Annotated in this window: 14 protein-coding genes; 4 read left to right on the top strand and 10 right to left on the bottom strand. The window is 42.2% G+C overall.

Annotation, left to right across the window (positions count from 1 at the left end; translation table 11 throughout):
* The first annotated feature begins 152 nt into the window (after positions 1–152).
* Complete coding sequence (locus tag QAI40_RS05455) at positions 153–1,205, top strand: AI-2E family transporter (protein ID WP_299980917.1); 1,053 nt, start codon at positions 153–155, stop codon at positions 1,203–1,205.
* Here QAI40_RS05455 and moaA read toward each other — a convergent pair whose 3' ends face one another.
* The 10 genes from moaA to ilvN form a co-directional block, all read right to left on the bottom strand.
* The gene (gene moaA / locus QAI40_RS05450) at positions 1,206–2,189 is read right to left on the bottom strand and encodes a GTP 3',8-cyclase MoaA (RefSeq protein ID WP_299980919.1); all 984 of its coding nucleotides are present in this window, start codon (positions 2,187–2,189) and stop codon (positions 1,206–1,208) included.
* A gap of 2 nt (positions 2,190–2,191) precedes the next feature.
* Positions 2,192–3,724, bottom strand: a complete 1,533-nt coding sequence (gene cobA / locus QAI40_RS05445; protein ID WP_299980921.1) for a uroporphyrinogen-III C-methyltransferase — start codon at positions 3,722–3,724, stop codon at positions 2,192–2,194.
* On the bottom strand, positions 3,714–4,646 hold the full coding sequence (gene hemC, locus QAI40_RS05440; protein WP_299980923.1) for a hydroxymethylbilane synthase: 933 nt from the start codon (positions 4,644–4,646) through the stop codon (positions 3,714–3,716). Before hemC ends, cobA begins: the two co-directional genes overlap by 11 nt.
* A 6-nt stretch (positions 4,647–4,652) precedes the next feature.
* Positions 4,653–4,892, bottom strand: a complete 240-nt coding sequence (locus tag QAI40_RS05435) for an FmdB family zinc ribbon protein (protein ID WP_299980925.1) — start codon at positions 4,890–4,892, stop codon at positions 4,653–4,655.
* A gap of 168 nt (positions 4,893–5,060) precedes the next feature.
* Entirely contained in the window at positions 5,061–5,429 is a 369-nt protein-coding gene (locus tag QAI40_RS05430; RefSeq protein WP_299980927.1) for a cytoplasmic protein, read from the bottom strand.
* A 147-nt stretch (positions 5,430–5,576) separates the two neighbouring features.
* Positions 5,577–6,521, bottom strand: coding sequence for a hypothetical protein (locus QAI40_RS05425; protein ID WP_299980929.1), 945 nt, complete (start codon positions 6,519–6,521; stop codon positions 5,577–5,579).
* Complete coding sequence (locus QAI40_RS05420) at positions 6,505–7,083, bottom strand: D-sedoheptulose-7-phosphate isomerase (RefSeq protein WP_299980931.1); 579 nt, start codon at positions 7,081–7,083, stop codon at positions 6,505–6,507. The genes QAI40_RS05425 and QAI40_RS05420 overlap by 17 nt, the downstream gene beginning before the upstream one ends.
* A 27-nt stretch (positions 7,084–7,110) precedes the next feature.
* The gene (locus tag QAI40_RS05415; protein ID WP_299980933.1) at positions 7,111–8,334 is read right to left on the bottom strand and encodes a tetratricopeptide repeat protein; all 1,224 of its coding nucleotides are present in this window, start codon (positions 8,332–8,334) and stop codon (positions 7,111–7,113) included.
* The gene (selA, locus tag QAI40_RS05410; RefSeq protein ID WP_299980935.1) at positions 8,331–9,737 is read right to left on the bottom strand and encodes an L-seryl-tRNA(Sec) selenium transferase; all 1,407 of its coding nucleotides are present in this window, start codon (positions 9,735–9,737) and stop codon (positions 8,331–8,333) included. Before selA ends, QAI40_RS05415 begins: the two co-directional genes overlap by 4 nt.
* The gene (gene ilvN, locus QAI40_RS05405) at positions 9,734–10,231 is read right to left on the bottom strand and encodes an acetolactate synthase small subunit (RefSeq protein WP_299980937.1); all 498 of its coding nucleotides are present in this window, start codon (positions 10,229–10,231) and stop codon (positions 9,734–9,736) included. The genes selA and ilvN overlap by 4 nt, the downstream gene beginning before the upstream one ends.
* A 135-nt stretch (positions 10,232–10,366) precedes the next feature.
* On the opposite strand from ilvN, the gene QAI40_RS05400 reads away from it, so the two are divergent.
* From QAI40_RS05400 to pyrF, 3 genes are all read left to right on the top strand, one after another.
* Positions 10,367–14,002: a PAS domain-containing hybrid sensor histidine kinase/response regulator gene (locus QAI40_RS05400; RefSeq protein WP_299980939.1), complete on the top strand. Its 3,636-nt coding sequence runs from the start codon at positions 10,367–10,369 to the stop codon at positions 14,000–14,002.
* On the top strand, positions 14,002–14,910 hold the full coding sequence (locus tag QAI40_RS05395; RefSeq protein ID WP_299980941.1) for a GGDEF domain-containing response regulator: 909 nt from the start codon (positions 14,002–14,004) through the stop codon (positions 14,908–14,910). The genes QAI40_RS05400 and QAI40_RS05395 overlap by 1 nt, the downstream gene beginning before the upstream one ends.
* Before the next feature lie 83 nt (positions 14,911–14,993).
* On the top strand, positions 14,994–15,725 hold the full coding sequence (gene pyrF / locus QAI40_RS05390; protein ID WP_299980943.1) for an orotidine-5'-phosphate decarboxylase: 732 nt from the start codon (positions 14,994–14,996) through the stop codon (positions 15,723–15,725).
* The last annotated feature ends 208 nt before the right edge of the window (positions 15,726–15,933 follow it).

The raw sequence follows: 15,933 nt of genomic DNA, 5'->3' as shown, positions 1-15,933 counted from the left end.
ATAACCTATAAAGAGTCCCTCAATCTTGAGATAAAACCATATCATTTAAACAGTGTTGTTTAAACATATAAATATATTTTCATTTTCTTGACTTTGTAATTGAGTTTGAATACAAGTGGTTAAAATCAAAGATAATAAAAGGTATAATCATTATGGAAGTAATGCCTTATCGCAATGACCCCCTAATTAAGTTTGCCGCATTTGTTATTGTTGTTGCCGGAATGAAAACTGCTGCAGTGCTTGTTGTCCCCCTTTTATTGGCTGTATTTTTATCCATAATTTGTGTGCCCCCATTGTTCTGGATGCAAAAAAAAGGTATTCCAAGCCTTGTTGGCATCCTTATCCTGATGCTGGGTGTGATAGCCATACAAATGCTTTTAGTGACACTTGTCTCTTCATCAATAGCAGATTTTTCACGCAATATTCCTTTTTACCAGGAGCGGTTAAAAACTTTGATCTTTGAAAGTTTGCAATTTTTGTCAAGGTATGGTGTTGAACTTGAAATAGAAAAACTGACCGAAATATTTAATCCAAGCCATATTCTTAAACTTGTTGCAAACACACTGAATGGGATGGGAGGTGTTCTGACCAATACGTTTTTTATTTTTTTAACTTTTATTTTTATTCTTTCAGAGGCTGCCGGATTTCCCAATAAATTACGGGCTATTTTAAATGATAAAAATACAGATCTTAAAAAATACGCTGAAATTACAGCCGGCGTGAACAAGTATTTGGGAATAAAAAGCCTCACCAGTCTTGCTACAGGAATTGTGATTTTCATCTGGCTGGCTGTTCAGGGAGTCGATTTTCCCGTCATGTGGGGTGTGTTTGCATTTTTATTAAATTATATTCCCAATATCGGTTCTATCATTGCTGCTGTCCCGGCTGTTCTCCTTACCCTCATCCAGTTGGGGCCATTGGCTGCTGGCATCGCTTCTTTGGGTTTTTTAATTGTAAACATACTGGTGGGAAGTGTGATTGAACCCAAGGTCATGGGGCAGGGGACCGGGCTTTCCGCCTTGGTGGTATTTTTATCTCTGGCTTTTTGGGGATGGGTGCTGGGGCCGGTGGGCATGCTGCTTTCCGTTCCCTTGACCATGGGCGTCAAAATTGCTCTGGGCGGGAGCGAATCCACAAAATGGCTGTCTGTCTTATTGGGGTCGAATAAGGAGGCTTCCAGACTGCTTCGGGCAAAAAATCAATAATTATCCGCCAATAGATGTCATATGACTGATGGGTATGTTTTTGGAGGACTGATCAGTTAACCCGTGAAAGGCTGGTTTTTTTGTCAGTGCAGAAAGGATAATTTTTTTTAACTCGTCATCAGACGCACCATTACGAAGCGGATTTAAAATATCTTTTTCATAGTTATTTAAGAGGCAGGGGCGTAATGTCCCCCTTGATGTCAGTCTTAACCTATTGCACTCACTACAGAAATGAGAGCTGATCGGGGTGATAAAGCCCACAATTCCCTTAGCACCTGAAATTTGAAATTTTTTTGCAGGGCCATCATTGGCAGTTCGTTTGACAGGCACAAGTTCTCCAAATCTGGATTCAATTTTTTTCTTAATTTCGCTGGTTAATATCTGCTGTTGTTTTTCGACTGCAGAATCTCCCATGGGCATGTATTCAATGAACCGGATGTGAAACGGGAATTTTAATGTCAAGGCTGTAATATCTTCGATCTCGTCATCATTAATTCCCCGTAAAGTAACGGCATTGATTTTTACAGGTGATATCCCCAGTTCATGGGAAGTAAAAATGGATTCCCAAACCTGTTTAAACCTATCCCTGCCTGTGATCTGGGCAAACTTAACAGGGTCCAGGGTATCCAGGCTGAAATTGAGCCGTTTTATACCAAGAAAGGCCAGCTTTTCGATTTTTTTCCGGGTCAGCAATGATCCATTGGTGGTAATGGAAATATCTTTGAGGCTTTCAATGGCACACAGTTTTTCCAGGAATGAAAAGATGTCCTTTCTTACAAAGGGTTCTCCTCCGGTAATCCTGACTTTTGTTATGCCAAGTTCACAGGCAAGTTTTGTGATCCGCAAAAGCTCCTCGTACCGGGCAATTTTTTTATGTTCAATCACTGAGAATGGGGAAGAGGGAATACAATATCGACACCTGAAGTTACACCTGTCAGTAACTGAGATGCGAAGATAATTAATGGTGCGGTTTCCGGCAATCATTTTTATTTTTTGCTTTCATAGTAAGTTAACAAAGAATCCACAAGACCTTGAATGGTATACTCTTTGGCTTCAATGTCCGGTTCAATATCAAAGGATCTTGCCGTGTCTGAGGTGATAGGCCCGATACTGGCTGTTATAATTCCTTTTAAAAGTTCTTTGGCATCTTTAGATTCAAGCAGTGATATAAAATTGGATACCGTGGAAGAACTTGTGAAGGTTATTGCATCAATTTCATTCTTTCCCAAAAGAGAAATCAGCTCTTCTTTTCCATCCGCATTGAGCCGGGTTTCATAAGCAGCGACTTCATTAACCTGAGCCCCCATTTTTGTCAATTCTTCAGGCAGAATGGTTCTGGCTAGTTTTGCCCTTGGCAGCAATACCTTTTTATTCTTTATTCCAACGGTTGAAAATGCATCAATCACACTTTCAGCTCTATAGGTTTCAGGCAGGATATCACTGATAATGCCGTAATCTTTTAACCGTTCCTTTGTCACAGGACCGATACATGCAAATTTAAGGTGTCCCAATGCTCTCACATCTTTGCCCATATCAAAGAAGGTATCAAAAAAGTATTTAACACCATTGACACTGGTAAAGATGAGCCAGTCATAATCCTTTATGTTTTTAATGGATTCTTTTAAAGGGGCTGTATCTTCAGGTGGAGCAATTTGAATGGTTGGAATTTCAATGCACAGGGCTCCAAGTTTTGAAAGCTTTGACACAAGGTCGCTTGCCTGGGCGCGGGCTCTGGTAATCACAATCCGTTTTCCAAATAAGGGTTTTTTATCAAACCAGGAAAGTTCGTCTCTTAAAGAAACCACATGACCGATAACAATAATGGCCGGAGATGTGAGTTTTGCTTCTTTAACCCGATTAACGATTGTTTTAAGCGTCCCGGTGACGGTCTGCTGCCTGGCAGTAGTACCCCATCTGACCAGGGCAACCGGGGTGTCTGATGGTTTACCGTGTTTAACCAGATTTTTTACAATATTTTCAAGATTTTTAACTCCCATTAAAAATACAAGGGTTGCATTGGATTTTGCAAATACATCCCATTGCATGGAAGTATCTTTTTTGGTAGGATCTTCATGACCGGTAATAAATGATACAAAAGAGGTGTGATCCCTGTGGGTTACCGGAATCCCTGCATAGGCAGGTGCTGCAATCGCCGAGGTAACACCCGGGATCACTTCATAGGGCACCCCGTGGCTCAAAAGCATCTGGGCCTCTTCACCGCCCCTGCCGAATACGAATGGATCACCGCCTTTCAGCCTGGCCACATCAAGCCCCTGTTTGGCCTTGTCCACCAGCAACAGGTTGATTTTATCCTGGGAAAGGGTATGGTCCCCGCCTTTTTTCCCCACATAAATAATCCGGGCATCTTTTTTGGCGTAATCCAGTAAAAAAGGAGATGCAAGATAATCATAGACCACAACATCTGCATGTTCGATACATTCTTTTGCCTTAATGGTTAAAAGACCCGGATCACCCGGACCTGCGCCAATCAGATATACCGTGCCCGTCTTATCCGTCATTTGAATTCAAATGCTCCAGTATTTTTTTCCCGCCTTTTTCAAGGACCTGGTCGGCTAGCGTCTGACCATGGCTTTCCACTTTATCCATCGGGGAAACAATTTGTTGTTTAATTAACGCTTTGCCGTCTTCCGAGGCAACGACCGCAGTCAGCACCACTTGATTATCTTTAATTTTGCCGAAACAGGCCACCGGGATATGGCAGGAGCCTTCTATCTGTTTTAAAAATGCCCGTTCTCCTGTCACACAGATCCGCGTGTCATGATGGTCCAGAGTTTCCATAATTAATGCGATATCACCATTATTTTTTCTGGTTTCAATACAAAGTGCTCCCTGTCCCACAGCCGGTAGCATAATAGTTTCATCCAGGTATTCGGTGATTTCACTTTCCTGTCCCAGACGTCGAAGACCTGCCGCCGCAAGCACAATGGCATCATATTCACCGGATTTGAGTTTTTTGATCCGGGTGTCCAGGTTGCCCCGGATGGAAACAATTGCCACATCCGGTCTGATATGCTTGATCTGGGAAGCACGCCTGAGGCTTGAAGTGCCTATTTTAGCACCCTTTTTATAATCGGTTAACAAGCGATTATCTTTTGAAATGAGAACATCAAAGGGGTTTTCTCTTTTTGGGACAGCACCAATGATAAGGCCTTCAGGCAGTTTGCCCGGCATGTCCTTCATACTGTGAACGGCAAGATCAATATCGCTATTTAAGAGCGCATTCTCGATTTCCTTGACAAACAATCCTTTTCCGCCCACCATGGCAAGGGGTCTGTCCGTGATCCTGTCCCCGGTTGTCTTGATAATTTTCAGCTCAACATTAAGATCCGGGAAGAGGCGTTCGATTTCTGATTTGATAAAATTAGCCTGCCACAAAGCAAGCTTACTTCCTCTGGTACCAATACGTATATTTTTTTTCATGGAAGCCTATCCAACCCCGCAGGAAGAACAACTGGAAGATGAACAGCTGCCGCAGGCTGATGAAGCAGATGATTTAACCTGTGTCTCACCGCCAGGCCCGGATGATTTTGAAATAAACCCGCAGGCAGACATCAGCCGGGATAGATCCTGGCTGTCACATGACGGGCATTCAGGTGTTGAGCCCCCCATAACAAGGGTCTCAAAATTTTCTCCACACGTATTGCATTTATATTCATAGATTGGCATTTTTTTAACCCCACCTCTTTCCTAATTTATTTAAACAAACCAATATAAGGATTTAATTGAGGATTTTCAAGTCAGTATTTTTATGACTTCAGGGGAATTTCATGTAAATTGAAAAAAGGGTTTACTATCAATTTACAACACAGCTTATATTGCTGGAAATTATAAAGATCAATTATTCATTCCCGGCATGATAATTCTTGATTCTTCTGCCTTTTTCTTCTGTTCCTGCATCTGTCTAAAACTCTCCATTACCTTCTGGGTTTCAGCTTCCATAGCTTTCGGGAATGTGTCCATGGCTTCTTCAAGTGTTTTGGCCGCAAGTTTTGCCTGTATGGGTATAGGGCCCTGGGGGGTGCTAAGCTGGGTTCTTCCCAGAAAAATGGTTTCTCTGCTGCTGTCTTCTGATCCGTCAAGATGCACAGGTACCAGCCGCTGTATGTTGGCGATCTTGAGATCTGTGACAGATTCTTCACGATAGAGATTGCTTTTGTCCACGGTAAAATCCAAGCTGCCAGGTTGTCCGCCGGTACGGTTCATAGTATGTCTCCATTTTTAGATTTAAAAAAAAAGAATCCTGATCATTTTTACCAGGATTCTTTGCCATTCTTAACGTGTTTACAAAATGAGCACAAGGAAAGATTCATTTTTCTAACAGGCACACGGAATTTTTTCACCAGGTCTTTTTTATAGGGATTCAATCACGCCAGCGGCAATCAAAGGAATCAGTATTTCATGGTGTCCGACAATGCTGAAGCCTTTGCCTTTTCCAAGGGTAGGGCGGTTCACTACATTGGTCATGGGTCTGTAATGGCGGATGAAATCAAGATTGACAGTTGTAAAATCATCCAGCACAAATCCGAGATTTCTGGCAAGGGTGACAGCCTTTAAAAATATTTCCGGCAGGATGACGGCAGAGCCGGCATTGATAAATACGCCTTTTTCCAGATCGGTGATGTGTGAGGCAAACAGCTTAAAATCATAATGAGACGCTTCTCCACAGGCCCCTGCATCAAAATGAGGATGCATGTGGATGATATCCGTACCAATGGCCACATGGACGGTGACGGGGATATCAAGGGCGGACCCCTTTGCTGTCAGGCTCAGATGTTTATATTTAAAGTTTTCCTTGAGGATCATGTCTCCCACTGCTTTTCCCAGTCCAATGGATTGTTTTTTTGTATTTTTGATGGCCTGGTTGAGAAAAGCTGATGTCTCTTTTGCCATGCCGAAGCTGCCGTCACCAAGTGATTGGGCCACATCTTCGGAGGTTCTTCCCACCATGGCAGTTTCAAGGTCATGGATAATGCCGGATCCGTTCATGGAGAGCAGAGTAAAAACATTTTTTTCCATCAAATCAATGATTATAGGGGACATGCCTGTTTTTATGACATGGCCGCCCATGGCAAAGCAGGCCTGTCTTTTGTTTTTGGCTGCAAGGCTGATAGCTTTTATGACACAGCGAAGATCATTGCCGGCCAGGATGGACGGCAGGGTATCAAGAAATGCTGAAAGGCGGCCTCCTTTTTTCCATGGTGTTGAAAAATCCTTTATATCAACTTTGCTGTGCCTGTCCTTGATGGAATGGGCTTTAAATTTGCTGTAATCTAAGGGTTTAAATGGATCTTTCATTGAAAAGAATCCTTTCTGTAAGGTCACACAAAATGTGAGCCAGCAGAATATGAACTTCCTGTATTCTTGCTGTGGTGTTGGAATCAACACAAAAGGAAAAATCGCTCAAATCTTTTAATTTTCCCTTGTTTCCAGAGAAACCAATGATGGAAAGTCCCATTTGTTTTGCTTCCCGCATTGCTTTGATGACGTTTGGGGAATTTCCCGAAGTTGAGATGCCAAGGGCAATATCCTCTTTTTTCCCGAGAGCCTGGAGTTGTTTGAAAAAGATATCTTCATAGGAATAATCATTGCCGATACTGGTGATAATGGATGTGTCCGTGGTAAGCGCAATAGCCGGCAGCGGTCTTCTCTCCATCTGGAATCTGTTGACAAATTCAGCGGCAATATGCTGGCAGTCTGCCGCACTGCCGCCATTACCAAATAAGAGTATTTTCCTGCCTTTTTTTAGAGTGAGGGCCATCATGGATGCACAGGATTCTATTTTTTCAATATTCCCGGCAAAAAATTCTTTTTTTGCTCGGATACTCTCATCAACAGATTGTTGAATAAGTTTTTTCATGGTTGTTTATTCTTTTCAATAGGTTAATTATGCTATTTTATTCTTTTTTTTGTGAGGGGTAGTGCCTTCAATTTTTTCCTGGATAATTTTTAATCTTTCCTTGAACAGTTTATTGTCCGGTTCAAAGGTAATACTGTTCTTTGCAAAGGTAAGAGCGATATTCAGGTTTTTCCCCCGGAGTTCCAGGGATTTTGCATATCCGGACAAAGAAACTGCGTCAGAAGGATTCAGTTTAATGGCCCTGTTAAATTCCCGGTCTGCTTTTCCGGGAAGATTTCTATTAAGATAAATTTCACCTTTCATTCTGAAAGCCAGGCCTGATTTCGGATTTATCCGGCTGGCCGTTTCCAGATGAGGCATGGCCTGGTCCGGCTGTTCTTTTTTTATGAGCAGATGCCCAAGGAGAAGTTCAACTTCAAAAATACAAGGATCAATGCCATGGGCTTTTCGTAAATAGACGATGGCTTTGTCAAGATCACCTTCAATTTGATAAAGAAGGCCGATATTGTAAATTACCATGAGTTCATTGGGGTTAATCGTCATGGCTTTTTTGAATTCAAGTTTTGCCTTATCAAGGTTCCCCATGACACCGAAACAGACCCCGAGGCTGTTGATCAGGTTAATGTCATTGGGTTCTATTTCAAGGCCTTTTTCATATTCTATGATTGCCATATCGGATTTATTAAGCTGGTAAAGTCGATCTCCACTGATGTTTAATGATGTGGCATCAAAATGTATCAGAGCGGCTGGCGTGAAAAAGGCAGCATGATCTATGGCTTTGAGTGCATTGGCAAAGGTTTGAGATTTTGAAAAGTCATGATAGGGAAATTTTGCCACACCTACAAGAATATCTGCCTTAAGGGCAGCCGACATTTTATTTTTTAATGAAACAATAAGCCGAGAGGCTTTTTTTTCACTATCATAGTCCCAGAATGCCAGAACAAACGAAGTTTCTCCTAAGGTTTCCCAGATTCCTCTTTCATTATCCAAAAATGAGTTAAAGAAGGCTTCAAACGTATCGTTTGCTTTTTCCTGAAGAGAGTCTGATACATCCGATGAAATCTGGAGTATGGCACATAAAAATTTTTTTCCAGGAATTTTTGCTTCTGAAAGTCTTTTCTCAAAAGTTTTGATCTGAACCGTTTTTTCCAGAAGAAGATCACTAAAATAGGTTTCAGGCGGTTTTAGGTTGAAACCATCAGAATCGGTTTTCAGAAAATGAATTTCTTTTGAAGAGAATTTGCTTGTCATTTTTTTACCAGTACTTTGGCTAAGGTTGAAGAGATGACTACTTCCTGGCCGGTTTGAATCGTTCTGGGATCCAAAATATATTTATTATTTTCTATTCTGCCGATAATGGCCGGTGTTGACAGACGCATGTTGATTTCAAGTTTGGATACCGACATGTTTTTAGGTTGAATGGTGATACACCGGGTCGGAAGATTCAGTTCGGGAAAGGAGCCTCCGCCCGGCCTTGAATTCAGGTCCGCAAAATCAATATCAGCCAGGGACCCGATATCATCCTCAATAGTTTTGAATAACAAGGTGGCTTTTTTACAAATATCTTTAAAGGACAGGGTCAGCATTCTTAAGGTGGGTATTTCCCGGATGGCTTTTTCCTCATCCCTGTAAAGTTTTAATGTTGATTCAAGGGCTGCAAGGGTCAGTTTATCAACTCTCAGGGCCCGGGTTAAAGGATTTTTTTTGATTTGATCAATGGTCTCTTTTCGCCCGACAATGATTCCGGTCTGGGGCCCTCCCAAAAGTTTATCCCCGCTGAATGTTACAACATCTGCGCCGGAACGAACAGAATCTGCAACCGTGGGCTCCGGGGGAAGACCGTATTTTGAGAAATCAATTAAGGTTCCGGATCCAAGGTCTTCCATAACCGGTATGTTTGTATCTTTTCCAAGTAATACCAGGTCTTTTAAGGCAACACTGGCAGTAAAGCCTTCAATTTTATAATTACTGGCATGAACTTTTAAAAAAAGCCCTGTGTTATCCGATATTGCATTTTCATAATCCTTGAGGTGTGTTCGGTTTGTGGTACCCACTTCCTTTAAGATGCATCCGCTTTTTGACATCACATCCGGTACTCTGAAAGACCCGCCGATTTCAACAAGCTCGCCTCTGGATACAACAACCTGTGTGTCTTTGGCCACGGTGTTCAACGCCAGTAATACTGCGCCGGCATTATTGTTTACAACAATGGCACTCTGGGCACCGGTCAATTCACAGATCAGTTCATCCACCGCTTCATATCGAATCCCTCTTTTGCCGGTTTTAATTTTCAGCTCAAGGTTGGAATAGGATTGGGCAACACTTATTATATTCTTCAATGCATCGTCACATAAAAGAGCCCGACCGAGATTGGTATGGAGAACTACGCCGGTGGCATTGATGACACTAACAAGTCTGGGCCGGATTTTCTCTTTTGCAAGGAGTTGCATCTTCATAAGGATGGTTTCATCGGTTGTCGGTGTTTCAATATCCGCCAGAATATCTTTCCTTATATTTTCAAGGGCGGATCTTACGGAATCAAGAATCACACTTCGGGGGATATCAAGGAAGCGATCGTCCTTTTTTACAAGTTCCAGAATATGATCAACGCCTGGCAAATTCTTGAGGCTTTCGTGCTTGTCCGAACAGGTCATTTTCCCCCCTTGGATTCTTTATAAAGGGCCAGTACTCCTGATCTTGCAACTTTCTTGATGCCAAACGGTTCAAGCAGGGCAAGAAGCTCATCAATCGTATCCTCATTGCCGGTTGCTTCGAAAATATAATATTGCTGACCCGCATCCATCATGCGGCCGTCAAAGGCTGTGATAATTTTTTTTATTTTTTTCAGGGTTTCAGGCGTTACTTTAACGCAAACAAGGGCCATCTCACGTTTTACAGCTTTTTCTCCTGTCATGTTTCTGAGTTTAATGACATTTACAAGGCGCTTAATCTGTTTTTTGCATTGTTCGAGCTGGAGAGGATTGGCTTTTGTTGTAATGGTGATTCTGGACATTTTTGGATTGGCTGTGGGGGCACCGCAGATGGTTTCAATATTATAGCCTCGTCCGGCAAAAAGTCCTGCAATTCTGGCTGTTACACCGGGTTCGTTTTCTACCAGCATGGTAAGTATATATTTGTCCTGATTCATAATTTGAATCAGTATCAATGATTGGCGGATTTGTAAAGCTAAGAATAAACTGGTGAGATTGTTGACTAAAGCCTCTAACCAGATTATAGGAGAGAATAAGCAATTTTTTCACTTTTTAATACATGGAATTTTTGTATGAAAAAAAAGCTAAGCTACGAAGCACTGGAGCTCAGGGTAAAAGAATTAGAACAGCAGGTTTTCAGCCATAACAGTGAGTACCAGGCCCGAAAATATTTTTCTATTGCCAGGGTCTTATTTGTTGCTCTTGACAAAGAAGGGAACATCACGCTTATTAATGAATACGGCTTGGAAACTCTAGGATATCGAAAAGAAGAACTTGTCGGTAAAAACTGGTTTAAAACCTGTCTGCCGGAACGGTTTCAGGAAGAAGTTTTAACGATTTTTCATCAATTAATGGCAGGTGTTGTTGAACCGATTGAGTATTATGAAAATTTGGTTTTAAGAAAAGATGGAACAAGGCGTATTATTGCCTGGCACAACGCTATTTTAAAAGATTCAAATGGTGACATTGTTGGATCTTTAAGTTCAGGAAATGACATCACCGACCCCAAAAAGACCGAACAAGCGCTTATAGAAAGTGAGGAAAAATATCGTATCCTGTTTAAAAAATCAAAGGATGCTATTTTGATAATCGAAAATGAAAAATTTGTTGACTGCAACCAGGCAACAGTGGATATGATGGGGTATAAAAATAAAATAGAACTTCTTAAAACTCATCCTTCAGAACTTTCCCCGGACAATCAACCGGATGGCGAAAACTCTTTCATAAAAGCAAAAAAAATGATGGGTCTTGCGCTGAAAAACGGCAGTCATCTGTTTGAATGGGATCACATCAGAGCAAATGGAGAAGTTTTCCCTGTAGAGGTTCTTCTAACGACGATTTCCAACCAGGAAGGTAACCATAAAATTCATACTATCTGGCGGGATATCACCCATCGCAAAAAGGAAGAAAAGGCCCGACAAAAAGAGAAAGAAACCCTTTCGACAATTCTTGAAAGCACACCCCATGGAATTACATTGATTGATAACAATGGTGAATACCTTTATGTAAATCCTTTTTTTACAAAAATTACAGGATATACGCTTAAAGATATTCCCACCAAAGAGGACTGGTTTAAGAAAGCCTATCCAGATAAAAATTATCGCAAGAAGGTCTCTGGAGTATGGAGCAATGACAGCAATCATTCATATCTTGGAAAGCATAGAGAATTCAAGATTAGATGTAAAGATGGCCAGTCAAAACACATAGAATTCAGGTCCACTTTTTTAAAGGATCAAAAAATTTCTGTGCTTACAGATGTTACACAACGCAGGAAAATCGAGGAAGCACTGAGAGAAAGCGAAGGAAGGCTTAGAACTTTGATGAAAACCATTGTAGACCCGGTGCTGGTATATGATGTAAAAGGCAAGGTGTCATATCTTAATCCTGCTTTTACCCGTGTGTTTGGATGGAGTTCGGATGAGCTTTTGGGCAATCGGATTGATTTTGTTCCGGATAAAGAAAATTCGGCAGCGCAAAAAGCCGTTGCCAGGGTTTTAAAAGGGGAGGGCTTGTTCGGGTTTGAGACGGTGCGAACAACCAAAAGCGGCAGTACGATTGCAGTCCGGATCGGTGCGGCACTGCTTCTGGATGCCCATGGCAAGCCCGACGGCATTGTGGTTAATTTTCAGGACATCACCCGGGAAAAACGAGTACAGGATGAATTAAACCAGATGAACCAGGAGCTTGAAAAAGCCATTGAACGGGCAAACATGATGGCTCAAAGAGCTGAAATTGCCAACGCTGCCAAAAGTGAATTTCTTGCCAACATGAGCCATGAGATCCGCACCCCTTTAAACGGCGTCCTCGGGATGACCGGTCTTTTACTGGATACAGGTCTTACCAGTAACCAGCGTCATTATGCCAACATCGTGCGGAACAGTGGAGAATCCCTCTTAATCGTGATTAATGATATCCTTGATTTTTCAAAGATAGAAGCCGGTAAGCTTGAGATGGAAGTCATCGATTTTGACCTGCGTTCCCTGCTTGATAATTTTGCATCCATGATGTCTTTACGTATTCAAAAAAAGAATCTGGAATTTATTTGCGCCGCATCCCCGGACGTGCCTGCCCTGATCCGGGGTGACCCCGGACGGCTTCGGCAGATTCTTACCAATCTTGTGGGCAATGCTGTCAAATTTACCGCTAAAGGGGAAATTTCAGTTCGGTCGTACCTGAAAAAAGAGACCCCAAAAGAGGTTAAACTTTTATTCTCCGTAAAAGATACCGGTATCGGTATCCCTGAAGAAAAACATGATTTGCTCTTTCAAAGTTTTAGACAGGCAGATGCTTCCACTACCCGGAAATTCGGGGGCACGGGTCTGGGCCTGACCATCTCCAAAAAATTTTGTGAAATGATGGGGGGAGAAATCGGTTTAAACAGTGAAGTTGACAAAGGATCTGAATTCTGGTTTACAGCTTGTTTTAAAAAACAGGAAGAGCCCGAACAGCCCGTCATGCCGGTGCACATGCCTGACATGAAGGGATACCATATCCTGGTGGTGGATGACAATGAGACCAATCGTGACATACTTCAGGGCCAGTTAGGTTCCTGGAGGTGCAGGGTAAAAAGTGCAGTGGATGGATCTGACGCCCTGCTTAAATTCTATCAGGCAGACAATGAAAAAGATCCCTTTCAAGTTGCTATTTTAGATATGCAGATGCCTGGAATGGACGGTCTGTCATTAGGTAAGGTCATTAAAGCAGATGATAACCTCAAATCAGTTCACCTGATCATGATGACCTCAATGGGGCAGGTGGGGGATGCCAAATTATTTGAAAAAGCAGGATTTGCAGCCTACTTAATGAAACCGGTGGGCCATTCAGACCTGTTTGACTGCCTGTCAACTATTATATCCGGTGATTCCAAACCCCAACAGGAAAGTGGCATTATCACCCGACACACGGTTCGAGAACTGCAAAGAAAGAATATTCGTATCCTCCTGGCCGAGGATAACATTACAAATCAGCAGGTCGCTACAGGCCTCTTAAAAAAATTTGGCTTTATTGGTGTAAAAACGGTATCAAATGGTGTCCAGGCCGTAAAAGCACTTGAAGAATCTTTTTATAATCTTGTTTTAATGGATATGCAGATGCCGGAAATGGACGGTCTTGAAGCCACACGTCAAATTCGGGAAAAAGAATTTGAATCCGGTAAAAAAAGAATACCCATCATCGCAATGACCGCTCACGCCATGAAAAAAGACCGGGATAAATGCATTTCAGCCGGCATGGATGACTATGTCTCTAAACCGGTAGATGCAAAACTCTTTTTGGAAGCCCTGGAACGCTGGTTACCCAGAGAGAAGTCGGTGGCAGCGCTTTTGGACCTTGCGCCTGACAAGACATTGAATCAAAAAACAATTGTACAAAATGATCTGATGGTATTTGATAAAGATGCTTTTATGGATCGTTTGCTGGGTGATGCAGAGCTGGCTGCAATAGTTATTTCAGGTTTTTTAGAGGATATACCAAGACAGATGGAATCGCTTAAAGGGTTTATTCATCAAAAAAACACAGAGGATGCAGGAAAACAGGGACATCAAATCAAAGGTGCAGCAGGTAATGTTGGAGCTGATGCCCTCAGAGAAATTGCTTATGACATCGAAACAGCCGGAAAAGCCGGGGATTTAGGTATGCTTATCCTTCTTGTGCCCCAATTGGAGGAAGCATTTGATAAATTGAGAAAGACAATGGAGGAAATGATCTGATGAAAATATTGATTGCCGAAGATGACAGGACTTCCCGGATCATGTTGGAGTCAGTTTTAAAAAAATGGGGCTTTACTCTGGTTTTGGCGTGCGATGGAAAAGAAGCATGGGATGTCATGCAATCTAAAGATGCGCCCAGACTTGCTATCCTTGACTGGCAAATGCCTGGAATAAACGGGATTGAGGTTTGTCAAAGGATACGTGAAATCGATACCTCCGATCCACCCTACCTGATTGTTCTGACGTCAAAAGATGAGAAAAAGGATATCGTCAAGGCCCTTGAAGCAGGTGCAAACGATTTTATTTCAAAACCCTATGATAATCAAGAGCTCAGAGCCAGAATCAATGTCGGCAAACGGATGGTAAAGCTCCAATTCGAACTTGTCGATGCATACAAATCACTGAAACATGAAGCCATGCATGATCCTTTAACCAATATTTACAACCGCCGGGCAATTATGGAACTGCTGGAAAAAGAGATTGCCAGGGCGAAACGGGAAAAAACCGGTCTGTGCGTTGGCGTGTGTGATCTTGATTATTTTAAAAAGGTGAATGATACCTATGGCCATCAAATTGGTGATGAGGTATTGATTGCTTTTACCCGATTGGTCGCGGACAAGTTGCGGTTAAATGACCATGTGGGCCGGATTGGGGGTGAAGAATTCCTGGTTGTGGCTTCTGGATCTAAAGGGTTAAAACAGGACGTCATGTTTGAACGGATCTGTGAGTACGTTTGTAACAGTGAAATCTCCACTGAAAAAGGGAATGTCTCAATTACTGTCAGTATCGGGGTGTCCCAATATACGGGTGTTGAAAATTCTGACGTATTGCTGGCGGCAGCAGATACAGCTTTATATCATGCCAAGAAAATTGGGCGAGACAGCGTTGTTTATGCAGATAATATATAGAAATTCTGTAAGATAATGAATATTTCTTTTAAAATCAGTGTTGCCATATTCATGATTCTGAATTAATCGATAAGGATTTGGTTATGCAAAAAACAGGTAAGGATTATATTGTATTTCCATTGGATTTTGCTTCTGTAAAGGAAGCAAAAGAGTATGTGAAACTCCTTGATGCAAAGGTGGGAATGTTTAAAATCGGGCTGGAACTGTTTATTGATCAGGGGCCTTCCGTGGTTCAAATGGTAAAAAAAGAGAGCCGTGCAAAAATATTTCTTGATCTCAAGCTTCATGATATTTCAGCTACTGTTCTAAAAGCCATGGGAAGGGTTGCAAACTTAGGAGTTGATCTTGTAACAGTCCATTGTTCATCATCAAAAAATATGCTTGAAAAGGCTGTGCAGGGCGGGCAGGGAAGAACAGGCGTTCTGGGTGTCACCCTTTTAACGGATAATGATGCCAATACGGTTGAAGCTTCCGGATTTAAAGATAAGTTTGTAAAAGATCCCAGTCTTCTGGTCATGTACAGGGCAAGAATGGCATATGACGCCGGGTGCAAAGGCGTGGTCTGCTCCGGTAAAGAGGTCCAGCAGGTGAAAAAAACTTTTGGAAATGAATTTCTGGCCGTAACACCGGGAATCAGGCCTTCCTGGACACTTCTTGAAAATGATGATCAAAAAAGGATAACTACACCTGGCGAGGCAGTTGCCCTTGGCAGTGACCTGATTGTCATTGGCCGGCCCATAAGGGATGCCGACGATCCTGCCATGGCTGCACAAAAAGTAATTAAAGAGATTGAAACGGCCCTGAGCAAGTCTTAAACTATTCTCCGGTTTAAATTAATGTCCGTCTTGTCCTCGGCTCGAAGAGGAGCGTATGCCCACAAAATTTGTGAGCGGCGGCGTGAAAATGTCATAAAATCCCTGCTTTGAAAATGTATGCAAAAAAAACTGGCAGATCGTTGTTTTTGAACTGCCAGCCTGGTTAAATTATAATTGCTTTTTCTCTTCTCTCATCCGATAACTATCA

The organism is Desulfobacula sp. (genome assembly GCF_030611305.1).
In the GTDB taxonomy this organism is placed as follows: Bacteria; Desulfobacterota; Desulfobacteria; order Desulfobacterales; family Desulfobacteraceae; genus Desulfobacula.
Note: the sequence above shows the minus strand (reverse complement) of the source record. Positions and strands in the feature narration are given on the sequence as shown.